The sequence below is a fragment of the Shewanella sp. MBTL60-112-B2 genome (assembly GCF_019655055.1).
In the GTDB taxonomy this organism is placed as follows: Bacteria; Pseudomonadota; Gammaproteobacteria; order Enterobacterales; family Shewanellaceae; genus Shewanella.
The window spans coordinates 77130-103408 of the sequence record NZ_BPFA01000016.1; the positions used below are offsets into that span (position 1 = coordinate 77130).

Consider the following 26279-nt stretch of genomic DNA (forward strand, 5'->3'; position numbering starts at 1 on the left):
CTGATAACTCCTTTAGTTTGTCGGTGTAGTTGGGATTAGAATGGCTTGCCAGCAAAGGTCGCAGGCAAGTGTGATATCTTTTTCATCGTATTCAATTAGGCCGCGCCTAATCGATCGCGCGAGTGCCATTGAGGGCTCCATCGCGATGGCGTATAGGAATCTAGGGTTTAAAGGTTGGATCAAACCTTGTTTAACGCCCTCTTCGAAGAGTTGTTGTAATGGTGCGAATAACCCCATTTCTAACTGGCGGATTTCATCGGTATTACTTTCTGGCAGGTTCGCGTATTGCTCATAGCTTAAATTGGTTGGAGTTCGCTGTTTACCGTAGTGATGCATTTTCATCCAGATCCGTTTAAATCTCTGCTCTAAGGTGCCGATGTCATGATCGGCCAAAATGGCGCCAGCAACTTGAGATAGCACATCTTTTCTAAGCTCTAGGATGAGCTGATCCTTATCTTTGAAATAGCGATAAATGGTACCTGCGGCGACACCTGCCTCGGTTGCAACTTGTTGCATAGACAAGCCCTGTATTCCGCCAGTTGCAATAATTTTTTCAGCGGCGCGAAGAATTAAATCGTATTTGCTGTGCATAATAACATCATAAAATGAATGAACGTTCATTCATTAGTTTAATGTTCGGCTAAATTATTAGCAATAGCGATGTGCTAAAATTTCAGCGCTTTACAAAAAGCTAATGAGTTAGTTATTGATAAATATAGTCGGTAATTGGCAAGGAGGAGATATTGTCGATAACTTTTCCGCTTGCTGGGGCCTTTCTGCTATCATTCCTTTTTTAATGCCTTCCTTAATACCTTGGTTATAACGTATCCATGAAGCTCAATCCCGGACAAAATGATGCCGTACACTATGTGAGTGGTCCTTGCTTAGTACTTGCTGGCGCTGGCAGTGGCAAGACCAGAGTGATCATTAACAAGATCGCCTATCTGGTAGAAAAGTGTGGCTATAAAGCACGCAATATTGCTGCGGTAACTTTTACCAATAAAGCGGCGCGCGAGATGAAAGAGCGTGTGTCGCAGTCTATGGGGCGCAAAGACGCGCGAGGGTTATGGATCTCTACGTTCCATACCTTAGGCTTAGAGATTATTAAACGCGAGCATAAGGTGGTTGGCTTAAAGGCTGGCTTTTCACTGTTTGATGATCAAGATACGTTAGCGCTATTAAAGGAACTGACTCAAGATGAGTTAGACGAAGATAAAGATCTGCTGAGACTGCTAGCGACCACCATTTCAAACTGGAAGGGTGACTTAGTTATTCCTGAGCAAGCGCGTAAGATTGCTAAAGATGAACAGCAGCAACTTTTTGCGCTCTTGTATCAGCGCTATGCTCAGCATATGAAGGCCTACAATGCGCTCGACTTCGATGACTTGATTCTATTGCCGACCCTATTGCTGAGACAGAATGAAGAGGTAAGAACCCGCTGGCAGACTCGCATTCAATATATGCTGGTGGATGAGTATCAAGACACCAACACTAGCCAATATGAGATGGTGAAGTTGCTGGTGGGCGAACGCGCTCGCTTTACTGTGGTAGGTGATGACGATCAGTCTATCTATTCATGGCGTGGCGCTAAGCCACAAAACTTGGTGCTCTTGGGTAAAGATTTTCCTAGGTTGAAACTGATTAAGCTGGAGCAAAACTATCGCTCTAGCCAGCGGATCTTGCGTGCGGCTAACATTCTTATCGCCAATAATCCGCACGTATATGAAAAGGCTCTGTTTAGTGAGTTGGCTTACGGGGAACCTATCAGGGTACTGATAGCTGCAAACGAAGAGCAAGAAGCGGAGCGAGTCGTCGCCGAGATGATCCGCCACAAGTTCGTGGGTAAGACCTCGTATGGGGATTACGCGATTTTGTATCGTGGTAACCATCAGTCACGCTTACTCGAGCGAGCTTTGATGACGAACCGTATTCCTTATAAATTGAGCGGCGGCACCTCTTTCTTTGGTCGTGCCGAGATCAAAGACATCATGGCTTACCTGCGTTTAGTGGTTAACCCTGATGATGATAACGCCTTCTTGCGCATCGTTAACTTACCTAAGCGAGGGATTGGCCCGGCAACGCTTGAGCGTCTAGGTAACTTTGCTAATCAGAAGCAGATCTCTATGTTTGCCGCTATTTTTGAAGCGGATTTAAACCATGAATTGCCACCGGCTGCGATGGCGAGCCTGTATAAGTTTGGCCGCTTTGTGGTTGAGATGGGTGATTGCGCAGAACGTGGCGACCCTGTTGATGCGGTAAAGCAATTAATTCGTAACATTAACTACGAAGACTACCTGTACGAGACCAGTACTAGCGCAAAAGCGGCTGAAATGCGCATGAAGAACATTTCTGAGCTGTATCGCTGGGTAACTGAAATGCTACAAGGTGACGATTTAGATGAAGGCATGACATTGCCGGAGGTCGTTACCCGTCTGACATTACGCGACATGATGGAGCGTAATAATGAAGATGAGGGCGGCGATCAGGTTCAGCTTATGACCTTGCACGCCTCTAAAGGTTTGGAGTTCCCATATGTGTTTATGGTGGGCGCAGAAGAACGTATTTTGCCGCACCAAAGCAGTATTGATGAAGATAACGTTGATGAAGAGCGTCGTCTGGCATATGTGGGGATCACCCGCGCGCAAAGAGAATTGTGGTTTGTTATTTGCCGCGAGCGTCGTCAATTTGGTGAAACCATTCGTTGCGAACCGAGTCGATTCTTGATGGAGCTTCCCCAAGATGATCTTATCTGGGAAAACCGTAAGCCTGTGCAAAGTGCGGAGCAGATGCAGCAGTCAGGGCGTTCAAATATCGCGAACCTAAGAGATATGTTCAAGAATAAGTAGTTTGATATTAGTCGAACTTAAAGCAGGGTATTGGCTTAAATTAGGCACATACCCTGTTTTTTTTTGCCTCTAGCTCAATCACATCACCTAATAGGCTGCCTTGGCCTTTAGTAAATCCTAACTCCTGCAATATAGTGCACTGCTTGTGGTTGCAGATCCCTACGGCGAAGACCTCCAATTCTAGAGCTTGAGCTGCATTAAAGTAGGCTCTTACCAACTTAACATGTTGCTTACTCTCTAGGTGAGCTGCATAGCTAGAATCGAGTTTTAATGCTTGGATTGGGAGGAAGGTCAGACTACTGATAGCGCTGTGGGCACTACCATAGGCTTCAATCCCAAGTTTGACATCAAGTTTGTTGAGGCTATCAAAGGCGCTAATGTGATTATTAGTGTTTTGCACAAAAGCCTTCTCATTAAAAAATAGCGTCAATTCGTTGATATTGAATTGGCACTGCTTAATTCTGTTCTTTAGGGCTCTTAGCGCATACTTATGATTTAAATGCTGGCTCGAAATAGACATATGCAATTGAAATTGACAGCCATACTCCTGCTGCATATGTTGATAGCTCTGATTGACGAGATCTAATAAGTAATTGTCGAGCTCTATCACCATGTTGCAATGCTCAGCTATATTGCTGAGTTGCGCTTGCTTGAGTTTGCCTAAAGTTGGGTGATGCCAGAATAGTCTCGGCTCGAATGCCAGAGTTTTTTCAGAGCCTAATGTCATGATTGGTAGATAACTTAGTTGTAGCTCTGTATTGAGTAGTGCTTTTTTAAGTTCATTTTCTAGCTTGATATCTTTAATCTGTTGTTGGTTCACCCCATGATTAAAAATCACGTAGCAGCCTTTGCCTTGTGATTTGGCTTGGTACATTGCCGTGTCGGCATCTCGCAGTATCGACTCACTAGTATCTGAATGGCTTTGACCACTCATCGCAAGGCCAATGCTGGCACTGGAATTAAATTGCTGGTTGGCAAGCTCATAAGGTCTAGATAGCTCTGTCAGTACTCTATCCGCTACATCTTCAGCATCTTGCTGGCCATTAATGCTATCGAGGAGAATGACAAATTCGTCGCCACCTAGGCGGGCGAGCATGTCATTACTTCTAATACACTGTTGCAGGCGTTTTGCGGTTTCAATTAAGAAGCGGTCACCTTCTAGGTGGCCTAGGGTATCGTTGAGCAACTTAAATCTGTCCATATCAATAAAGAGTACGGCAAATCGGTCAAGACTATGTCTGCGGACGTGCTTTATTGCTTGAGTTAAGCGCTCCATAAACATAGAGCGATTGGGAAGACCTGTTAAGTTGTCGTGTTTAGCATCGTGCACTAACTGACGTTCAATACGCTTACGTTGATTAATTTCTTTTTCAAGATCTTGATTAACACTTTCTAGCGCCTTAGTGCGCTTATTCACCTTGTCTTCTAATTGCTCGTAGCTCTGCTTAAGTGACTCGGCAGATAATTTTTTCTCAATCGCAGTCGCAATGTGGTGAGAGACAAAAGTAAGTAACTCTAAGTCTTTCTCTTGATAGTTTTGGCTAAAGCTATAACTGTAGACCGTTAATGCACCGCAGACTTGACCATGAATAAATAACGGCACACCAATCCATTGGTTTATCTCTTGGGTTTCATTGAGTTCTGGTGCTTCGCAGTAAAGTACACCGGATTCGATGAGTTCATTAATATCATCTCGATTGAGCAACCTGGGCTTACTATGTAATAGGATGTACTCGGTTAAACCATCACTTAGTGGCCGAGGTTTTGGCAAAGGAAGATCGAACTGCGATACGAAATAAGGGAAGGTGAGCGCATCTCTTTGTTCGTTAAGTTGCGAGATAAAGCAGTTATTGACCGGCAATAGATGACTAATCACCCGATGGATCTCGCTATAGAATTCTTGGGTATCGATATTTGAGTTGGCTAAGTCGGCAATCTCAAACAGTGATTGTTGAAGGCGCTCAGCGCGGCGTCTTTCATAGACTTCTTGCTTAAGCTTGTTATACGCGATGCTCAACTCTTTGGTACGAGCACTGATTGCTTGCTCTAACTGCTCTTGGTTTTGCAGCCTCTGGATCACTCCGGAAATATGGTGACTAATGAAGTTCATTAGCTCAATCTCTATTTCGTCATAGAGAACGTCTCGGCTGTAGCTTTGAAAGACCAATACACCTATGGTGCTATTGACGCTCCTAATAGGAGTGCCCACCCATTGACGAAAATGACTGCCTCTTGGGGTTATGGCTTTTGATTCGACAAGTTGTTGATAGGTTTCGTCATCACAGATCAATGTTTGATCTGTTTTAAGAACGTAACCGGTTAGGCCACTGTATAAGGTGTCTGATAGATCTTCATCGGGGTAGAATTCTTTAGGGTGTGCATCTTTCTCATCTTGAAAGAAGGGGACCTCAATCTTGCCTGTCGCCGAGTTGAGTGTCGCGATGAAAAAGTTATCAGCAGGGATAAGCCTTTTGATCGAACTATGCAGAGATGAATAGAATTCTTCGGGCGTGGTCACTTGTGCTGCAAAGTTAGAGATCTCTAATAGCGCATTTTGAGTTATCTCTGCGTGCTTGTATTTTTGCGCCAGCTTTTTTAAGCGAGTAATCCTTTTATTCAACCTCAATGTCATTTTTGACTGAGATGTTTGTTCCCTAAACATGTTGTTCCGCCAATCGCCACTTTAAATTTGGTTATGATTTGAGCTGATACCTATTGAAACATGAAATAGGCTCATATCCAAGTCATTATTTTGACGCTTTCGGGTATAAAAGTGTACAGATCACTCAAATCTTGAGCGAACGAACGTAAAAACCATAAAAAAAGCAAAACAAGTGTAGACGGCAGGGCGTTTTGAACCTACTATATGCCCCGCTAACAAGGCAAGGCACCCATAGCTCAGCTGGATAGAGCGCACCCCTCCGGAGGGTGAGGCCGAGGGTTCGAATCCTTCTGGGTGCACCAGAATGAAACGAAGCGTTGTTAGTAGGAAATATCAGTGGTGATTGTAGCTCAGTTGGTAGAGTCCCGGATTGTGATTCCGGTTGTCGTGGGTTCGAACCCCATCAGTCACCCCATTTTCCTAAAGCTTTAAATGTTGTAAAAGACTCGGTGATTAGCGCAACTTGGCAGTGTATCAGGATTGTGATAAGAAGCGGAGCAGAGGGTGACCCTCTTTAAACATCTAAAACTCGGTGATTAGCGCAGCCCGGTAGCGCATCTGGTTTGGGACCAGAGGGTCAGAGGTTCGAATCCTCTATCACCGACCATATATATAGATAGCGAGTTTACTCGATATTTAGCAAGTTAAGTAAGATAAAAGATTTTCGGTGATTAGCGCAGCCCGGTAGCGCATCTGGTTTGGGACCAGAGGGTCAGAGGTTCGAATCCTCTATCACCGACCACCTTTCGAAAAGCCTCTTGAGAAATCAAGAGGCTTTTTTCGTTTTATAACTTGATAAAAAGTTCGAATCCTCACTCTTTCGTTCATGCGACCATTTTTACATGAAGCCCTTCGAGTAATCGAAGGGCTTTTTTGTTTTTTAAAAGGTCCTAGGAAAAGCTGAGAAAGGTACTAGGTTCTAGGAAACCTTAAAGCTAAGACGAACGCTGCGCTTTACGGATAACGGAACGTTCGCAAGCTCACTGATGGAAAGGCAGAACCTAGAGCCTCTCTTTCCCGCTGTTGCTTTTCCTATCCTAAAAATAAAAAAGGTCTCCTGAGAGACCTTTAACTATTTCATTTTTATTCAATACATCTTTAACTATCGATTCTATTCGACTGCGGTAGGCGGTGAGATAAAGCCCATATATGCATTGGTCTTCAAGGGAATGAAACGTTTAAGCTGTGCTTCTTCCTCTATACCTGTCGCTATCACTTCAATATCTAACCCTTTGGCGACATTAATTAACGCTCGGCATAGTTCACTGCTGTGAGTATCTTCATCGTAATAAGCAAAAGACTGATCTAGCTTCACGTAGCTCGGGCGTATGTTCTGTAAGTATGCCATTGAGCCAAACTGGCGGCCAAAGTGGTCAATACCAAAGTGGGCACCGTTATCTCGAATGATGGCACAAATTGCCTGACAAGCATCCGGGTTACTGTAAACAGCGGCTTCAGGAATATCAAAACAGATCCGCTCTCGTAGCGTTGAAGACCGTAAGAACTTATCGAGCCATTGGTGGAACTCAATATCGCCGATACTCTGGAAGGTTAAATTAATGGCGACGGGTTCGAAATTTCTCTCCAATAACTTCTTACTATGAATCGTCTTAATTAGGCATTTATCGAGTAGGCTGCCTAAAGAGAGGAGTTCGACATAAGGCATAAACTGTCCCGCATGTACCATCTTGCCGTCGATCTCTAATTGGCAATATAGCTCTCGTTGTAAAACCGAATCAGTTTGATTAAGTAAAATGGGTTGCCACTTAAACTTAAATTGACCGTCGGTAATTGCATGACTTAGATGATCGCGCCACTGCTCTCGAGTGAATAGCTGCTTTTCACTGGTCTCAAACCAATGGAAAACTTTATTCTCTTGTAGGGACTTTTGCTGGGCATTATCGGCTTGGGCTAAGATATCAGTAACGGTCATTTGGCCTATTCGTTCGGCAATGCCAATGGCAAAGTGCTCATTTGGTTTGCAGCCAGCCTTAGATATCTCTTGGTTAATAGTGCGGATCAGCGTTTGTAGGTATTTACTGGTTTGTTCATGTTCGGCGCTAGTGATTAAGAAGGCAAACTCATATGCGGCAATGCGCGCAATGACCGAGGTGGTTACACCGTCTAAATGTTGCTTCATTTTATCCGCTAGCAATTTGATGGTTTCATCGCGGACTTGGTAACCGTACTTGCTGTGTACTTCTTCTAACCAGTCAAACTTTGCCATCATGAGTGCACCACTTTTAGGTTCACTCAGCCAACTGTTTAACCGCCCCATCATGTACTGGCGGTTGGGGAGCCCAGACACCTGATCGACTAAGTTTTTCTTTCTCAACTCGCCAACTTCTTCATCGAGCGAATTAAAGATCTGCTTGAGTTGATCAGACATGCTGTTAAAAGCCTGTACCACAGATTTTAACTCGACAGTCTTGGGCACTGTCATGTCGGGTCCAAACTTGCGATTTGCGATCTCTTTGGCATGCTCTGCGATCTCGTGCAGAGGCCTTAAAATCCAAGTTAAGCCGACGCGGGCGAAAATAATGGCAATCAGAAATAGGATTGAAAAGACGATTATGGCATTGGTCATGGTACGCCAGAGTTCGTGATAACCGAAACCTGGATGAGCAGTGATCTCAAGGCGAGCGAGTTGGATCCAGCCAGAGGTGATAGTGCTCTCACGCTTAATGGTTTTGAATAGATCTAAGTCGATAAACCACTGGGGAACCCCCTCAATTTTCATTGGGTTTTCCCATACCTGTTGCTTGCCATCGACCAACCAAGTGAGTTTTACCTGTTGGTAGTAGCCCCCCTCAAAAATCACATTGATAAGGGTTTCTGCACCGACAATATCGCCCGCTTCTAAATCGGGTACCAACATAATACCGAGTGAATGACTGGTATTGTTGAGATCGGATTCCATTTGCTTAGTTAGGAAGCTTTGAGTTTCGGTAAACTGTACATAACCTAAGCTCGCAACGACCAATAAGAACAATACAAACAGTAGTGTGTATATCTGTCGAAACAGTGTCATCTTCTAACTACTCCAGTTTTATCTTGGGCTGGTTAAGGCGCTCAACACCCAAGCGATGTTTCAGGTCATTCCATTTAGCAAGTTTTGATGAAGAACCCGCTAGAACACCTCGTCCTTTTTCTTTGTTTAGCCATAGCTGTCGACCATTAAAGCTGTAGACAGGCAACAGATCTTTTCTTTGGGTTGCAGGCTTAATTTGTTTATCAAGATTATCTAAAACGAGAGGGATAGAAGAGGGTGTCTCATAGTAGGCGAGTACCATGTGATATTGATTTACGCTGGTTGCTTTAACCATAGTTATGCGTAATTTATCTTCAGACACACCGAGCTGAAGTAGGGTAAAGTATTTGGCGATTGAGAAATCCTCACAGTCACCCCCACTGACCCCAATAAACTCCATGGGCGTTGCCCAGTAATTCTTGTTTCCCCAAAGTTTTATATCGTCGACAAAATGAAACAGGTTAAAAAAGTTATTCACCATCAATATTTTATCGCTATCTTGCAAACCTTTAGCTTCATCTAAAATCTTAAACCAGGCTCTAATTCTCTTTCCCGCCCGTTCGCCATATTGCGACTCAATCGTTCGGGTAATGTGTGTGGCGTCTAATTCTTGAACCGGCCCAGCATAAAGGCTAGAGACGGACAGAGCTAACACCGTCAATTTTAATTGGCAGACTTTTCTTAATTTTTTTAATTGATAAAGCCTGCCAACCATGATGCTCCTGAACGACTCCTATTTGACTTCTTCGTCTACCGTGTAGATGTGCCACTTCATATCAGCTGTTGTGTCATCACCTGTTAGCTCGGCAATGACTCGGCGGTTAACTTTATGTGCTGCAGCGGTATGAGTGGGATCAATAGGACGGTCGAAGCTATAACCTACTGCACTGAGTCTACCTGAATCAATACCAAAGCGCTCAGCAAGTAGCGAGCTGACGGCATTGGCACGGTTTTGCGATAGAGTCTGGTTATGCTCATGACTACCCGTCTTACTACAATGTCCTTCAATAACCGCTTGGGTATTCGGGAAGTCGCGCATAAACGTTGCAATAACTTCTACCTGTGGATAGTACTGAGGATCGATATAGTAAGAGTCATTGGCAAATAGAACTTTAAGCTCCTGACGCTCATTAATCGGTTTTATCTTTCCGCAGCCATAGTTATCAATCGTTGCACCTAATGCCGTTTCTGTGCAGCGCTCTCTGGCAACAATCACACCATCATGATCGATATCGTTAAGGTCATTTACCTGTACCGTGGGTTCGTCCATGGTGGCAATGTCACGCATAGAACAGCCACCTAGAATCGCGAGACTTAATATAGCTATCATGATCTTCATTGTGGGACTCCTCCTTCGTAATCTCTTTCCCCTGCCCAAACATCGGGTCTAGTGACTCGCAGCGAGTCGAGTAGTTGCCCTGTAGCGTTTAGTACACGATATTGAGCGATAATTTCATCATATTCAGATTCTAAGTAATCCTTTCGAGCCTCAAATAACTCGTTTTCAGTATCGAGTAAATCCAGCAAGGTACGTTGGCCTAAGTTGAACTGTTGGCTATAGGCAACTTGGGTGTCTTTTGCGGCAATAACATGATCGCGAATATACATTTTTTGCGGCGTGAGAAGCTCGTAGGCATTCCAGGCTAGATTAACGCCTTCAACAACTTGTCGGTGAGCACGTTGACGGATCTCTTTAGCTTCGCCAACTTTATATGCGGCTTCTTTTTCACGGGCAAGATCGCGACCACCGGCAAATAGGTTGTACTTTAAGCGCACCATAGCAACGAGATCATTGTTATGGCCACCAACATTGTTACTCGCTAACAGAGAGTAGCCATCTTCGCCATCAAGGTTATTATTCCAGTTACCATCTAGCTCTAAGGTAACCTTTGGATAATAATTTGACTGGGCCGAGTCCTTCTCATTCTCTGCTGCGTAGATATCGCTTGCCGCGGACTTAAGAATCGGATGATTATCTTGGGCCATCATGACACTAGTGCTGAGATCTGCTGGTAGCATATCTGCATCAGGCACTGGTACTATCATATCTTCAGGTTGCTGTTCAACGACGCGAACAAACTGAGATTTTGCATCGTAGAAGTTATTGCGTGCAGAGATTACATTGGCGTTAGCACGTGCTAAACGACCGGTAATTTGTGAAAGGTCGGCTGTAGAGCCTAAGCCTGAATCGGTACGCTGCTTAATTTGCTCATAGATATCTTTATGGCTTTGAAGATTCTTCTCTGCCAAGGTGAGCACTTGCTCACTGCGTATATAGTTGATGTAAACTTTTGCGACATCGAGTGCCATATCTTCGGCGGCGGCAAATAGCGCCCACTGTTCAGCGCTGGCTTCGAAGCTGTATCTATCGACTTCGCTACTGGTGTAGAAGCCATCGAAAAGCATCTGCTTGATACTAAAGCCAGCTTCACCACGTTCGAGTTCTATCACACCATCATCATCGACATCACCTTGACCTGCGCGACGACGAGTCGACGGACTGTTAGTCTGCTCCCAACCATAACCCGCACTAATATCAACTGTCGGCATGTAGCCTGCGACCGCTTGACTGACTTGCTCTTCACGAGCTTTAAAGCGGTTAAATGCAATTCGTATCTCTGGGTTCGTGTCCAGTGTGTGTGCTACCGCCTGCTCTAGTGTTTGACTAGAAGCTGAGGCAGGTATTATCAGCGCGCTGACAGCAAGTGCTAATGCACTGCGTTTTAGCTGCCGTAATGTGCTGCTATCCATGTTAAACCCCTCCTGGTTGTTTTTATCTCGAGCCTAGCGCTCTCTGAGCGCCGTATCTTTAGCTCGTAATATTGGATTAAGTATGTACTCTAAAACTGATCTTTGCCCTGTAATTACATCCACTGAGGTGAGCATTCCAGGAATGATGGGCATTTGTGTACCATCGTCTTTTGTTAAACTAGAAAATTCAGTTCTAACTTTTACGATATAGAAGCTATTACCCTCTTCATCTTGCGTGGTATCGGCACTAATATGCTCTACCACGCCATTCAAGCCACCGTAGCGAGTAAAGTCATAAGCAGTGACCTTCACTACCGCAGGTAAACCGGGATGCAAGAATGCGATATCTTTAGGAATAATCTTCGTTTCAATTAATAGTTTGTCTTCTGAGGGGACGATTTCAATAATGTCGACACCAGGCTGGACTACACCACCTAGTGTATTGATATGGATGGTTTTTACCGTACCGTTTACTGGAGATGTAATTTCAGCTTTGCTGACTTTATCTTGAGCGCCGACTTGAGCTTCGGTCATGCGCGATAACTTAGTCTGCATTTCGTTAAGCTGAGCGCGGCTGTCTGCAGCATAAATCAACACTGATTCACGGCGTTTTAGAATGGCTTCATCCATGGTGGATTTTACTTTTGGCCTAAGGAGGCGAAGCGAGGCGAGTTCTCCTTGAATATCATTCACAACTCGCTGCAGTTTTAGCAATTCAACTTCCGGGACAATGCCTTTTTCTGCCAGTGGTCGAGTTAATTCAAGTTCTCTTGAGACCAATTGAAAGCTAGTTGTTAAGGTTCTAATTTTTGAAGCTAACTCTTGGATCTCTTGGTTTCGCTGCTGGATCTGCCTTGCTTGGATCTCGAGTTGGTTACTTAAGTTATCTAATCGACCAGTATATTCTTCACGTTGGCGACGAGTTAACTCAGGCTCATTTTGCTCAAGCGATTCGGGGAAGATTAATGGCTGTGGAGAAATTTTTACTTGCTCTTTCCAGTCATTAGTAATAGCTGAAATAGTAATGCTATTTAGCTCGGTTTTTAAGCGAATAACGTTCGAAAGTAAGCTGTTTACCTCTTGCTCCTGCTGAGCAAAATCAGACTGAAATCGAGTCGCATCGATACGAACTAGAGGTTGACCTTTAGTTACAATCAGGCCTTCTTGGACGTACATTTCTTGCAAAATACCGCCATCTAAACTTTGGATAACTTGTACTTGCGACGAAGGGATTACCTTACCCATACCAGTGGTTACTTGATCCAGTTCGGCAAAATAAGCCCAAATTAAAAATGTCACTGCTAAGGCGGAAAGTGCCCAGATAATGAGCCTATGGCTGGTTGGCGCATCAGTCATCATCGCACCGTAAACGTCATCCACCATCTCTAGATCATGTGTGGTTAAGTGCTTACTCATTGCTTGGCTGCTCCCGCTAATAAGCCTTCATTTAGCTTCTTGAGGACATCGGCCTTTGGGCCATCGGCTACGATATGGCCGCGATCGAGAACTATGATGCGGTCGACAAGATTGAGTAGGTGCATCTTATGAGTGATTAGCAGCAAGGTTCTGTCTTTACTGACATTGTGCATGGCGTGAATAAACTGCTTTTCAGCTCTAGCATCGAGACTGGCTGTGGGTTCATCCATTAATAGAACGGGAGGATCATTTAATGTCGCACGGGCGAGGGCGATGGTTTGTCGTTGACCGCGTGATAGTTCGCGGCCCCCTTCACCGACTTGCTGATCTAGGCCTTCTGCTTCTAAATTGGTAAATAAACTTACACCAGATAGCTGCACCGCGCGGATAAGTTGATGTTCGGTAACTTGGCGAGTGCCAAACAAAATGTTGTCGCGAATCGTGCCGTGAAATAGGGTGATATCTTGCGGTAAGTAGCCAAAGTTACGTCTCAGGTCGCTAGGATGGATTTGAGCGGAGTCTAAGCCATCATAAGTTAGGCTGCCCTTGGTTGGCTGGAATAGGCCGACAAGTAATTTAGCTAAAGTGCTTTTTCCTGAACCGTTGCGGCCAATAATAGCCACTCGCTCACCAGGAGCGATATTCAGTGATAATGGATGCAGTATGGGGCGCTCTGAACCTGGATAACTAAAGCCAATATGGTGCGCGGATATTTGGCCCAGCAAACGCTGTCTGCTTACAAGGTGGCCTTTGTTTTCAAATTCATCTTCTTGAGTCATTAGCTCATTAAGCTGACGCAGAGCACTGGCAGTTTGGTTACCTCGTGTCATTAAGCCTGCAAGTTGTGCCATTGGAGAAATCGCGCGACTAGAAAGAATCACCGCCGCAATGATGCCACCCATGGATATCTCATTTTCAGATACGCGATAGACCCCGAGGATCACCACAAAAATCACTGAGGTTTGTACCACGAACGTGGCCACATTGGTCACTGAGGTGGTTATCTTTTTGCACTTGAGTTGCCAGTTAGCCGTATGACCAATCATCTGCTGCCAGCTTTTTTGAACAACACCTTCAGCACCACTGGATTTTATTGATTCAATAGAGGCTAGAGACTCAATAAGATGACCATGCTTGAGGCCTGAAAACTTATTGCTTTCATCAATTGCTGCCTTGAGTTTTGGCTGCATGATTAAGGTATAGCCGATAATAATAATGCTACCTAAGAAAGGTATAAGCGCGAGATCGCCAGCGACAAGATAGATAATCGTTAAGAAAAAGAGTGCAAACGGCAGGTCTACTAAAGTCGTTATCGTTGCTGAGGTGAGGATATCTCTAATGCTGTCGAATTCACCGAGTTGCTTCGCCATACCGCCGACACTAGGGGAGCGTTTTTCGAGTGGTATGCCGATGGCCTTGGCAAAAAGCTTAGACGATACGATGATATCGACTTTTTTGCCTGCCACATCGATAAGATAGCTACGAAGTTGGCGCATGATTAAGTCGAAGATGTACGCAATACCTGCACCAATTGCCAGTACCCATAATGAGTCAAATGCCAAATTAGGAACGACTTTATCGTACACATTCATGATAAATAACGGAGAAACTAGCGCAAATAAGTTCACTAATACCGAGGCGATTAGAGCATCTCGGTAGATGGGGGCCGAATCTTTTATCGTCTGCATCAACCAATGAGCTTTGCTTTCATGCAGATGGACATCTAAGCCCATGTCACCTCGGTATTCCTGCTTAACCAAGAATAGGTAACCAACGTAAAGCGCCTCAAGCTCTTCTATAGATAGAGTTTCTTCACCGCCAGTTTCTGGGAGCTGGATAACGGCTTTATCTTGCTCGATATCAAGTTCACGCAGTAGGCAGGCTTTTTTATCTTTTAAAAGTAAAATACAAGGCAGTAAGATAGGCGATATTTCGTTTAATCCCTTACGAGATAACTTAGCTGCAAGGCCTGCACGACTCGCGGCTTGAGGGAGTAGCTCAGGTGTTAACACGTGACCCTGCATAGGCAAGCCTGCCGCCAGCGAGTCGCTGGAGCATGGGCTACCGAAATGCTCAGTGAGTAATACTAGGCTATCTAGCAGAGGATCGACCATCACTCTTTGAGAGGCTGAGATCGTCCATTGCTCAGTATTATTGGATGCTGCCACTAATTTTTACCCTTTTCCCTAAGGCTGTGTTGCGCAATTGTTAGTATTATCAGGCATTGGCGGTTATTTTTCCATAAACAATTAGTTACTACTGCTTAAATAGGGCTAATTACAGCATTTATATTTAAATCATCAGATAGTGGTGCTACTTGGTGCGCTATTAGCTGTGCGCCATCATCACTGCTGACAATCAATGGACCCTCCCCATTATCACCCAGCAATCCGTTAATGATATCGAGACTGTTACTACCAAACTTTTCTGATAGATCAACGCCATCTAACACAATATGTTGCTCAATATCGGCATCATCATCGAGGTTAATGTTGATGCTGGTAGAGCCGTTTTCAAATGTGAATGAAATCAATGCGCCGAGTTCATTGGCATTATTGGCTATTAAGATTTCACTTAAATCAAGTTTGTCTTCATCAAGATTAAAGTCAGTAATATGGTCAGTAACACCAACAGCGCTCGGATCGGTTGAGTTGCTGTACCATGCAAACGTATCTTCGCCCGTACCACCAGTTAATGTGTCTTCACCTAGGCCGCCTATCAAGGTGTCATTCCCCGCGCCACCAATAAGCAAGTCGCTACCGGCGCCACCAAATAGCAGATCATTGCCTTCGCCACCGTTTATTTCATCATTGCCGCCTTGGCCGAATAAAATATCGTTGCCTTGCTCACCATTGAGTTTGTCGTGTCCATCGTTGGCGCCCGACTGATCAAATTCTGCCGCATTGTTGATGATATAGTCATGGACGTCTTGAGTGCTGGTATCTGCGGGTGCTTGACCTAACTGATGTGCGACATATTGCTGTAACGCATTGAAACTTTGCCCCTCAATACCGTCGAATGCTACGAGATCACCAAAGATGATGTCGTTACCATCACCGGCTTGAACGCCGTCATTACCCGGCAGAAGTGAATGCTCTGAGCCCAAAATAATATTAGCTAGATTGCCAATGTCGACGTTATTAATTGGTCTGCCGTTACTATCGAGTTGACCGAGGTTACCCTCATTAACGTTATTACCAATACCGATAGTTTCAACATGCGAGATACCATTTAGAATGCTGAACGCTGCAATAGCTTGTGCAAGCGCTTCAGCTTCACCTAAGCTACCATCGATTTTAGCCATATAGTAGTCGCCGTTTTCATCGACTCGCAGGCTGCCTACTTGGTAGTTTGTCATTGCACCGTCTTTTTCATACCAATAGTACATATTGCCGTATTGGTCGATGATTTCATTACCATTAAAGCTGTAACCTACGCCAGGGACGTATTCATCAATAATATCTGCAAAACTAAATTGTTCATCACGAGTTGCTCCATAATAGGCCCAACCATTGAGGTCATCATCTGTGTTGTAACTGCCGGGATCACCATCAGTAATGAAGTAGGTTAAGTTAGTGCCATCGTTAGTGGATGCGCTACCATTTTGGAACCAGTCGGTGACGGTTTCAAAAGGCGCTTCGTAGTTGGTCGAGCCATCGTCATTAATGGTTGCCATTGCGGCTTCTAATTGAGCGAGCGCATTGGGATCTGCCATGTTTACGGCTACATTTGCCCGAGTACCAGTATCAAAATCGACCAGTAATACGTTGACAACACCCGAGTGCGTTCCTGTAGCGCTGGCTTGTAAGGTTGTGAAAACCTCTAGCAGTTGCTCTTTGGCTGTAGCAATGTTGGCGGAGCCCATACTGCCAGAAGAGTCGAGAATAAAGGCGATGTTATAGTTTTCACCCGGGATAATTTGAATACCTGAGGTGTCACTGACTATGACATCATTGCCGTCTGAGCCTGAAAGGTTATCATCACCATCGGCGCCGTTATTCACTGAATATTGGCGTAGAGAAACATCTAAATCGATATTGCTATTGGCACTGTCACCGTTACTGCTTTCAGTGGAATCAGCACTAATATTGATAGAGAACTCTAAGTTGCCTGTGTAATCTTCAGCGACTTTTAGGTTCAGATCTGTTAAATCTGCCGGATTGACCGTCCAGCTGCCATCGGCGTTTAAGGTGCCGCTACTTAAATAAACACCATCTGGAATTCCGGTAACCGTTACTGCAGATAATGACTCACTGCCATCGGTATCAACCAAGCTCAAATTGATATCGAGTGGCACTTCAAACAAGTTTACTTGCTCAAGTGAACCATCAGCTGCCACATCGTAAACGCCATCGGCAAACACTAGTCGCTCAACGTTAGATAGGGTTTCTCCTTGGTCAGGGTTTAAAGCATCAAGAATGGAGGTATCAATGCCACGGTTATCGTTGATTTGTAAGTTTGAGTCATTGTTCTTGCTGGTTATGACGTAATCGGCAAAATTACCTGAATACACTACGGTGTCTAGACCGCTGCCACCGTCAATCACATCGTTACCGGCTCCAGCATAAAAGATATCGTTTCCTTGGCCGCCAGATAATGTGTCGCTAGCTGCACCGCCAACAATAACGTCGTTACCTTCACCGCCATCAATAGTGTTGCTTGTGGCTTGATCGCCAGTGATCAGATCGTTTGCACTTGTACCTTGATTATCAGCAAGGATATTTTCAATTTCATTACCTAATACTGAGTCACCAACTTCGATATCAAGGCCGGGTATCGTCGTGCTTAATAGGTAATCACTTTCAAATATTTGACCTGTCGAGGCGCTTAAGTCTGGCGCATCTGCAACGGCATCAATATTGATGGTAACCGTTGATTCTTCACTGACTTTATTGCCATCGGTTGCGACAAAGGTAAAGTCCGCGAGTGCATCACCTAAGTTACCCACACCGGTGGCAGAGTCATCGCCATCTGCTTGGTTACTTCCCGGTACAAATTGTACAAAACCTGCAGCAAAAAGAGCATGTGATAGCTGCATCCCTACAGTGACTGCTTGCCAGCTGGTACCATTAAAGTATTGTAAGCTACCGTTAGCAGGATTTGGCACACTAGTGATCTGCACTGAAAGTGAGCTTGTGGCACTGTCAATATCACTCACATTAAGTTGCTCCCAACTGATGCTGAGCGAGGTATCTTCTGTGCCATTAATAACTGAATCAGCAACCACATCTGGTGCGTCATTAGTTGGCGTGACGTTGACCTCAACGGTTGCAGTTTCTGACACGCCACCAGAGGTGACGGTATAGGTGAAGCTGTCATCGCCGTTGTAATCATCATCAGGGGTGTACGTGACTGTGCCGTCGGCATTAACTGTGACAGTACCGTGAGCAGGCTGACCATCAATGGTAACAACCGGGTTTGCCCCTTCAAAGCTGTCGTTTTGTAGCACATCGATAATGGTAGCCGTGTCTTCAGCAATGCTGACCACGCCGTCATCTTGAATATCAATAACCGGATTAACAGTAAACTCAACGGTTTGGCTAACGCTGTTGCCGTCACTGTCGGTGGCGGTAATGACGATGCTCTCGCTGCCGTGCCAATCGCCAGTGCTGGTAATGGTGGCGATGCCATCAACAATCACAATCTGAATATTGCTGTTGCCGCTAACGGAATAAGTCAGCTCGCTATCGCTGTCTTCGACATCGCTAAAGGCGGCATTTAAATTAAGCGTGTACTCGTCGAAATCTTCCGGCAACACTTGATCGGCAATATCGGATTCCACGACAGGCGCGTCATTATCAGGGGTGACATTGACCTCAACGGTGGCAGTTTCTGACACGCTACCGGAGGTAACGGTATAGGTGAAGCTGTCATCGCCGTTGTAGTTCTCATCTGGGGTGTACGTAACAGTGCCATCGGCATTAACGGTCACAGTACCGTGAGTGGGCTGACCATCAATGGTAACAACCGGGTTTTCCCCTTCAAAGCTGTCGTTTTGTAGTACATCAATAACGGTAGCCGTGTCTTCAGCAATGCTGACAACGCCGTCATCTTGAATATCAATAACCGGATTAACCGTAAACTCAACGGTTTGGCTAACGCTGTTGCCTTCGCTGTCGGTGGCGGTAATAACCACGCTTTCGCTGCCATGCCAATCGCCGGTGCTAGTAATGGTCGCGATGCCATCAACAATCACAATCTGAATGTTGCTGTTGCCGCTCACGGTATAGGTCAGCTCGCTATCGCTGTCTTCTACATCGCTAAAGGCAGCGTTCAGATCAAGCGTGTATTCGTCGAAATCTTCTGATAACACTTGGTCTGCTATTTCGGCTTCAACAACCGGGTCATCATTGCTTGGGGTGACAGTGACATCAACGGTGGCTGTTTCTGACACGCCACCGGAGGTAACGGTATAGGTGAAGCTGTCATCGCCGTTGTAGTTCTCATCTGGGGTGTACGTAACAGTGCCATCGGCATTAACTGTCACAGTACCGTGAGCGGGCTGACCATCAATGGTAACAACCGGGTTTGCCCCTTCAAAGCTGTCGTTTTGTAGTACATCAATAACGGTAGCCGTATCTTCAGCAATGCTGACTACACCGTCATCTTGAATATCGATAACCGGATTAACCGTAAACTCAACGGTTTGGCTAACGCTGTTGCCTTCGCTGTCGGTGGCGGTAATGATAACGCTTTCGCTGCCATGCCAATCGCCGGTGCTGGTAATGGTCGCGATGCCATCAACAATCACAATCTGAATGTTGCTGTTGCCGCTCATGATATAGGTCAGCTCGCTATCGCTGTCTTCCACATCGCTAAAGGCAGCGTTCAGATCAAGCGTGTATTCGTCGAAATCTTCTGGTAATACTTGGTCTGCTATTTCGGCTTCAACCACCGGGTCATCATTGCTTGGGGTTACAGTGACATCAACGGTGGCAGTTTCTGACACGCCACCGGAGGTAACGGTATAGGTGAAGCTGTCATCGCCGTTGTAGTTCTCATCTGGGGTGTACGTAACAGTGCCATCGGCATTAACTGTCACAGTACCGTGAGCGGGCTGACCATCAATGGTAACAACCGGGTTTGCCCCTTCAAAGCTGTCGTTTTGTTGCACATCGATAATGGTAGCCGTGTCTTCAGCAATGCTGACAACGCCGTCATCTTGAATATCGATAACCGGATTAACCGTAAACTCAACAGTCTGGCTAACGCTATTGCCTTCGCTGTCGGTGGCGGTAATAACCACGCTTTCAGTGCCGTGCCAATCGCCAGTGCTAGTAATGGTCGCGATGCCATCAACAATCACAATCTGAATGTTGCTGTTGCCGCTCACGGTATAGGTCAGCTCGCTATCACTGTCTTCCACATCGCTAAAGGCAGCGTTCAGATCAAGAGTGTACTCGTCAAAGTCTTCAGATATCACTTGGTCAGGAATATTAACTTCTACACTAGGTGATTGATCTTCTGCAGGCTTTTCAGTATCGGGAAAAATAATATCTGAAGTGGATTCTTCATATGGTTTTATTATTGATTCGTCTTGAACAAAGCCTTTGGTGTCATATGTAGCTGCAGCGATAGTTTCGCTGGCACTTCTATCAAGCGATGAAAAGTTGCTTCCCCCTTCATTTTGGTAACTTATTCCGCCAGTCGTCGCCAGCTCCGTTACATCATCAAGTTGTTCAACAATACTTTGTGTTTCAGTTTCTTCAATAGAAGTGACTTCGGCTGTATTGACTGTTGTTTCTTGAAAGCTACCACCTGATAGCGGACTGTCGATAATACTATTTTCAGCAATATTAAACGGCCGTTCATGAGTTGAAAATTCACTAGGGTTCGAGAGGTGATTAAAGCTCTCTTTAGATATTGAGGTTGAGTTATCGATCTCAGATACTGTTTTAGGCAGAGCTGTTGTTAACGGCTTCACTTTCAAGACTCCTAGTAAAATCCATTATTTTTATACGGTTTTTTAGCTAATCATCCTTTTAAGCCTACCGTGGGGTAACGAATCGTATACAATATCTCAAAATGAGTCAATCTTTTGACGTGCCCATAACATACTTATGATTTATTTAAGGTTTTACTGTTTTGCATAGTTATAAAAAAGACCACAATAAATGTGGTCTTTATGACTTTATAACTACGTAATTATCTACTATCAGAGCATATCAATAATTTTTTGCTCTAAGGGGTTGTCAAGTTGGACTGGAGTGTTGAGAAGCTGACTTTGGTTTGAATCACTTACTATTAATGCGCCATCACCATTATTTCCAAGCAGGCCAGAAATGATGTCTGCATCGTTATCACCAAACTTGTCGAATAGATCGACACCATCTAACACAATATGCTGGTCAAAGCTGCCATTCCCATCAGTATCAATATGGATACTAGTTGAGCCACTTTCGTCAGTAAAGCTTAGATGTTGAGCGAGTTCACTAACCGTATCACCTTGCAAGATATCACTTAAATCAAGCTTATCTTCGGCTAAGTTAAAGTCAGTGATATGATCGGTATTGCGGTCAGCAGGATCTGAACTATCGATAGAGTTTCTGTCCCATACAAATGTATCAGCTCCCTCATTACCTGTAAGTTCATCGTCACCTAAGCCGCCAATTAAGGTATCTGCGCCTTGGCCACCGATTAGTGTGTCATTGCCGCCTTGACCGAACAGGATATCGTTACCCGCTTCACCTGTTAGGGTATCAGCACCATCATCAGTATTACTCTCTCCAAACAGATGAGTGTTATTAGAGATAAACTCATGCACATCTTGTACTGTGATATCTGCAATGTCTTTAGAGATTTGTGGTGCAACAAAAGCTTGTAGTGCGCTATAGCCTTGGCCATCTATGCCATCAAATGAGACTAGATCGCCAAAGATGATGTCGTTACCGGCACCTGCGTTAACTTCGTCATCGCCTTGGATGAGCAATTGTTCTGAGCCAAGGATGACGCTGGCTAATGAGTTGGCATCAATGTTTGCTGTAGCTTCAGCATTTGAGTCGTAAGGATTTAATCTTGTTAAGTAAATTCCGCCTCCGATCCCTATAGCTTCGACATATGACAAAGCATTTAATTGCTGGAATGCGGCTTGGGCTGCTACATCTGCTTCAGAATCCTCTTCAGCTGTTGGAACGCGAACGATATATTGCCCTTGCCCATTTAGCTCAAGTTGTCCTACTTCTTTTTTATTGTGCCAATTACCGTTCCCAGTTTGATCCCATTGGTATACCACGCCGTTTGCGTCAATAATTTCAACACCATGTGAGATAAGAGGTGTTCCAGCTTGGTAGTTGCTGATTAATTGATCAAGATAGATGTCGCTATCTTGATGAACATCTAACACTTCGATCTCTTCGAGAGCGGTATCTTTCAGATAATAGTTTGGCTCTCCATCTGTGATGAAGTAGGTGAGATTAGTGCCATCATTTGTAGAAGCTGAACCATTTTCAAACCAATCAGAGGCCGATTCAAATGCTGCCTCGTAATTAGTCCAGCCACTGTCATCAATACTTGCTAATGCATCTTTTAGAGTTTGCAAGGCATTAGGGTCTGTCAAATCAACAGAGATTGCGAAATTGGTATCGTAATCAAAATCCACAAGCAATATGTTTACTGTTCCAGCATGTTGGCTTGTAGCGCTTGCTTGGAGAGTCGTGAATACCTGAGTGAGCTGTGCTGTCGCATCATCTAAATAATCATTCATACTGCCAGATGAATCGAGAATAAAGGCGATATTGTAGTTTTCACCGTCGACTATTTGAATGCCAGTGGTATCACTGACAATCACATCATGATCATCACTACCTTGAAGATCGTTATCACCATCTGTGCCGCCCACGAAACCATAGTCACGTGTCTGCACCACATCGAAGGTTACACTCGACGTATCACTGCCACCTTGGCCGTCACTGACGGTATAGGTAAAGTTGGCAGGTGCAGTTTGAGATCCATCATGAGTGTAGCTAAAACTTCCGTCTTGGTTGATGGTTAGGCTGCCATCTTCGACGTTTACGGTAGCTGTACCGTTAACAAATGTCAGCTCGGAACCATCGATATGGGTAATACTTAGAGGGCTACCATCGATATCGGAGTCAACACCATTGCCAGTGTCGTCTGTGATAATGTTGCCAGTAACCGTTTCACTTTCATTAACCTGATAGCTATTAGAAAAAGCTTCAGGGGCATCATTGGTACCGATAATATTAATGGTGACAGTGGCGGTGTCCGTTGCGCCGTGATCATCGGTAATCGTGTAGTCAAATGTTAAGGTATCGAGCTCACCTGCGGCGAGATGATCGTACGCACCGTTAGTGTTAAAGGTGTAGCGACCATCAGCGTGCACTGTGACACTAGCGCCATTGGTAAAAGTAATATCAACACTTGTTGATTGAGCAAACTCAGTTCCGTGAACATTTGTAATGGCAAAGTCATCGCCCTGCAGGTCGTTATCATTCGCTAATAAACCATCTGCGGCAGTAGTCGCAACTAATGAATCACCTTCGTTAACAACCAGAGCATCACCAGCAATTGCCGGTCCTGACACTTCAATTGAAGTCAGGTAATAATCTGATGAGTCATCACTAGGGGCAGCCTGTGATTCTTCGCCAACGGTATAAGTGGCTTCAAATACTAAAGTATCAAATACCAAGTTGCCGGTATCTATTTCGAACTTACCGCTATTGCTGCCTTCAGTTTTGAAGGTTTCCATGGCAACGAGTTGGCCTTGATAATAAGCCTTCCAAACGCCTTGCTCACCACCTTCTTCTTCGTGGAACATGTTGCTTACATTGAAGGTAGCTTTATTGACTAAGCCATTGAAGTTAAAGACGAGGCCTTCAGATTGACCTGTTTCAGCATTGAATTCAATTTGCCCCTCTGTCGCACCTTCAGTTCTTGGTGTTCCTGAAACACCAAGCTTGTTGTTGTCAGAAGCGTAATTAACCGTTCCTTCAGACCCATCAGCGTTTATCGCGCTAATGGTGAAAAGAGGGTTTACTTGGGTACCGTTTTCGGTTCCCCAGTTATCGCTAGAGCTTGCACTGGCGCTAAATGAACTACCTTGAGCGTCATCTACAGCGTCGACAGTGTTGATATTGATATTAACTACCGCAGTGTCGCTAAGGTTACTTTCATCGGTGACTAACACGTTAAATGTATAGTCGCTGCTGGAGTTACTATTAATGGCTTGATTAAGCGTAATCTCACCTGTATCTGGGTCAATGGTAAAGATGCCGTTAATCAAAGAACCATCTTCAAAGCTATATTGAAGAGACCCTCCTGAATCGAGATCATCAGCAATGACTGTGCCGACTTTCGTTCCAGCCCCTGAGTTATTGTTGACACTATTGAAGGCATAAACATCTTGGTTAACTTGCGAGGCATCAGTATCTGCTCCAGATAAAAACTCTGGTGCAAAGTTATGATCTTCAACATTCACATTAACGCTAGAGTTGGCCGTATTACCTGAACCATCGACCGCTATTACTTCAATACCTGTGATTGAGAGGCTATCGAGGTTGATATTGTGCGGGAAGTCTTCAAGAAGTTCAGCTGTGACAGTAACATCACCAGTTGTACCGCTTGCAATACTGTTCCAATTAAGAGTGAGGCTGATAGCCTCTTTCCCATTTACTGTACCAATTAATTGGCCTGCCGGGTTGAGACTCCAGAAGATATTGGCGTTGATCCCATCGACAGAGATATCATCAGTATTGCCAAACTGGAAAGCATTGAGTGAGTCTGAACCAGCTTTAAAGCTTAGTGTTTGCAGATCTTGCTCAGTACCATTATTGAGAAGATCGGTCTCACTTAGCGTAGAAAGTACGCTACTTTGCAGTGCAGTTGGAGCTGTAGGAGTTGTACCTGGTGAATTTAAGTCGATAACCAGATTGCCACTGCTACTGTCTCCGTCACTGTCGATGACAGTAACGGCTAAGTCGAGCTGTACATCCTCTGTTGAGCTGACAATATTTTCAGCTGTTGTCCCGTTATATTGGAAGCGGTTACCTGTATCTGAATCTATGGTTGTCAGCTCTATATAGCTGATAGAGCCAATATTTCCGATTGTTTCTCCACTTGTCAGAGTTCCTTCACCTAGAAGGTTACCAGCCGCATCAAAAGCTTTGAAATAAACAGTGGTAGCGCCACTAAAATTAACTGCAGCAGAGGCGACATCGTTGGCGTAATCGATAACGAAAGTCTCGCCACTATCTACCCAGGCATTACCAGCACCAAAAGAGTTACTATTACCATTGACACTAGTCGCTCCTGAGGCGTCACTTGCAGTTAAGGTAACGGCAAGTTCATTACCAGCAGGTACATCATTAATGTCATTATCGATGACATAGCCGCTCGCGCCTGATGAGATATAGGCTGCGTAAGTATTTCCGCCGAGGCCACCATCAACATTTGCGACAGCAATGGTTTCTGTACTATCGATAGACTGAGCTACGTCTAGTTGGTAGCTATCATTATTAGGGTTAGCCGTAAGGGTAAAGATGATTGCTTGTTCTTGGTTACTAGCATCATATTCCGATGGCGTTGCGCTTGTATCTGAGTATGCAATCAACACACTTGGGTCTGCCGGATCGACATAATAGAAAACAATTAAGCCGCCCGCTGTGATCCCAGAGTCAGCAAATGTCGTTGTAGCATTCCAGCCGCTAATATTGTCAGTGAGATCGGCACTGTAATTGTTATCTGCACCGTTTGTGACAAGGGAGCCGTCATAGATACCGATAGAATTATCTGCTGCTAAATTGACAGTCGAAAACGATACAGAGTCATCTTCGATGATAACGTTGAAATTACCATCAGTTATACCACCATTGCCATCATCAACAGATATACCGAAATCTAAAGACAGATTGTCTTCAGATGACGGGTCTAAATGATCAACTGGTGCAAGTAGTGTTACATCATAGCTCCATTCACCAGTTCCATTCCCGGCAAGAGCTGTGAGTTTAACTGTCATCACTTCTTGATATGAATCTGTACCCGCAACACCAATAGAGCCTGTTAAGGTTCCAGTATCTACATTCCAAGACCAGTTAATCGCTTGGCCATCTGATGTGATGCCTGATGGGCCAGTAAGAGCAGCTGTCAATGCATCGCCATCGACGTCTTCGATATTGATAATGCCACTTGCCGTTACAGAGTCTGTTGTATCTGTATTACCAGTAGCGTCAGCAATACCATCTATAAGGCCCTCTTCAGAGACTCGAGTGTTGGTGGCAGAACTGATGGTTGGAGCATCGTTGATAGGGTTGACCGTGATCGTCACGCTGCCGTTTTCAGTGACAGTGCCGTCATTGACGCTGTAGGTGAAGTTACCCACGGCATCACCGCTGTCATAGTCGGCAGGGGCATCGTACTGCAAGCCTTCTAATTGGCCAGCGGTTAAGATCATGCCATTGGTGATCGCAGTACCATCAGCGAGGGTGACGGTGCCCAGAGTCGGTAGGCCGGTGACCGTAATGGTGAGGTTATCGCCATCAGCATCGGTTGGTGCGCTGAGGCCTAAAGACGTGTTTTGCGTCTCTTCATTGACATTGATGCTATTGCTGTCGACGAG

The 26279-nt window shown here is 44.9% G+C and carries 11 protein-coding genes and 4 tRNA genes; 5 read left to right on the forward strand and 10 right to left on the reverse strand.

What is annotated here, in order from left to right; genetic code table 11:
- Positions 1 to 12: 12 nt before the first annotated feature.
- The gene (locus K5Q73_RS11850) at positions 13 to 591 is read right to left on the reverse strand and encodes a TetR/AcrR family transcriptional regulator (RefSeq protein WP_259650826.1); all 579 of its coding nucleotides are present in this window, start codon (positions 589 to 591) and stop codon (positions 13 to 15) included.
- A gap of 239 nt (positions 592 to 830) precedes the next feature.
- Between K5Q73_RS11850 and rep the strand changes: the two genes are divergently transcribed.
- The gene (gene rep, locus K5Q73_RS11855; RefSeq protein WP_220765287.1) at positions 831 to 2846 is read left to right on the forward strand and encodes a DNA helicase Rep; all 2016 of its coding nucleotides are present in this window, start codon (positions 831 to 833) and stop codon (positions 2844 to 2846) included.
- 40 nt (positions 2847 to 2886) lie between these two features.
- Here rep and K5Q73_RS11860 read toward each other — a convergent pair whose 3' ends face one another.
- Positions 2887 to 5508 (reverse strand): diguanylate cyclase domain-containing protein, encoded by a 2622-nt coding sequence (locus K5Q73_RS11860; protein WP_220765288.1) that lies wholly within the window; start codon positions 5506 to 5508, stop codon positions 2887 to 2889.
- Positions 5509 to 5733: 225 nt separating this feature from the next.
- On the opposite strand from K5Q73_RS11860, the gene K5Q73_RS11865 reads away from it, so the two are divergent.
- The 4 genes from K5Q73_RS11865 (at position 5734) to K5Q73_RS11880 (ending at position 6250) form a co-directional block, all read left to right on the forward strand.
- Positions 5734 to 5810: transfer RNA gene (locus tag K5Q73_RS11865), tRNA-Arg, on the forward strand.
- 37 nt (positions 5811 to 5847) lie between these two features.
- Positions 5848 to 5923, forward strand: a tRNA-His gene (locus K5Q73_RS11870).
- A 115-nt stretch (positions 5924 to 6038) separates the two neighbouring features.
- Positions 6039 to 6115: transfer RNA gene (locus K5Q73_RS11875), tRNA-Pro, on the forward strand.
- A 58-nt stretch (positions 6116 to 6173) separates the two neighbouring features.
- A tRNA-Pro gene (locus tag K5Q73_RS11880) sits at positions 6174 to 6250 on the forward strand.
- Positions 6251 to 6619: 369 nt separating this feature from the next.
- On the opposite strand, the gene K5Q73_RS11885 is transcribed toward K5Q73_RS11880, so the two are convergent.
- The 8 genes from K5Q73_RS11885 to K5Q73_RS11920 form a co-directional block, all read right to left on the reverse strand.
- The gene (locus K5Q73_RS11885; RefSeq protein ID WP_220765289.1) at positions 6620 to 8539 is read right to left on the reverse strand and encodes an EAL domain-containing protein; all 1920 of its coding nucleotides are present in this window, start codon (positions 8537 to 8539) and stop codon (positions 6620 to 6622) included.
- A gap of 7 nt (positions 8540 to 8546) precedes the next feature.
- Positions 8547 to 9254: a transglutaminase-like cysteine peptidase gene (locus K5Q73_RS11890; RefSeq protein ID WP_220765290.1), complete on the reverse strand. Its 708-nt coding sequence runs from the start codon at positions 9252 to 9254 to the stop codon at positions 8547 to 8549.
- An 18-nt stretch (positions 9255 to 9272) separates the two neighbouring features.
- On the reverse strand, positions 9273 to 9878 hold the full coding sequence (locus K5Q73_RS11895) for an OmpA family protein (protein ID WP_220765291.1): 606 nt from the start codon (positions 9876 to 9878) through the stop codon (positions 9273 to 9275).
- A complete protein-coding gene (locus K5Q73_RS11900) occupies positions 9875 to 11290 on the reverse strand; it encodes a TolC family outer membrane protein (RefSeq protein ID WP_220765292.1) in 1416 nt (471 codons plus the stop codon). Before K5Q73_RS11900 ends, K5Q73_RS11895 begins: the two co-directional genes overlap by 4 nt.
- A 33-nt stretch (positions 11291 to 11323) precedes the next feature.
- Complete coding sequence (locus K5Q73_RS11905) at positions 11324 to 12706, reverse strand: HlyD family type I secretion periplasmic adaptor subunit (protein ID WP_220765293.1); 1383 nt, start codon at positions 12704 to 12706, stop codon at positions 11324 to 11326.
- On the reverse strand, positions 12703 to 14820 hold the full coding sequence (locus K5Q73_RS11910) for a type I secretion system permease/ATPase (RefSeq protein WP_220765299.1): 2118 nt from the start codon (positions 14818 to 14820) through the stop codon (positions 12703 to 12705). The genes K5Q73_RS11905 and K5Q73_RS11910 overlap by 4 nt, the downstream gene beginning before the upstream one ends.
- 149 nt (positions 14821 to 14969) lie before the next feature.
- Complete coding sequence (locus tag K5Q73_RS11915) at positions 14970 to 20630, reverse strand: tandem-95 repeat protein (RefSeq protein ID WP_220765294.1); 5661 nt, start codon at positions 20628 to 20630, stop codon at positions 14970 to 14972.
- Positions 20631 to 20861: 231 nt separating this feature from the next.
- Positions 20862 to 26279: Ig-like domain-containing protein (locus K5Q73_RS11920; protein ID WP_220766147.1), on the reverse strand; the 5418-nt coding region annotated here is incomplete at its 5' end.

Coding starts and splice junctions, on each gene's coding strand:
- K5Q73_RS11850 (WP_259650826.1), bottom strand. CDS start 591: ATGCACAGCAAATACGATTTAATTCTTCGCGCCGCTGAAAAAATTATT.
- rep (WP_220765287.1), top strand. CDS start 831: ATGAAGCTCAATCCCGGACAAAATGATGCCGTACACTATGTGAGTGGT.
- K5Q73_RS11860 (WP_220765288.1), bottom strand. CDS start 5,508: ATGTTTAGGGAACAAACATCTCAGTCAAAAATGACATTGAGGTTGAAT.
- K5Q73_RS11885 (WP_220765289.1), bottom strand. CDS start 8,539: ATGACACTGTTTCGACAGATATACACACTACTGTTTGTATTGTTCTTA.
- K5Q73_RS11890 (WP_220765290.1), bottom strand. CDS start 9,254: ATGGTTGGCAGGCTTTATCAATTAAAAAAATTAAGAAAAGTCTGCCAA.
- K5Q73_RS11895 (WP_220765291.1), bottom strand. CDS start 9,878: ATGAAGATCATGATAGCTATATTAAGTCTCGCGATTCTAGGTGGCTGT.
- K5Q73_RS11900 (WP_220765292.1), bottom strand. CDS start 11,290: ATGGATAGCAGCACATTACGGCAGCTAAAACGCAGTGCATTAGCACTT.
- K5Q73_RS11905 (WP_220765293.1), bottom strand. CDS start 12,706: ATGAGTAAGCACTTAACCACACATGATCTAGAGATGGTGGATGACGTT.
- K5Q73_RS11910 (WP_220765299.1), bottom strand. CDS start 14,820: ATGGTCGATCCTCTGCTAGATAGCCTAGTATTACTCACTGAGCATTTC.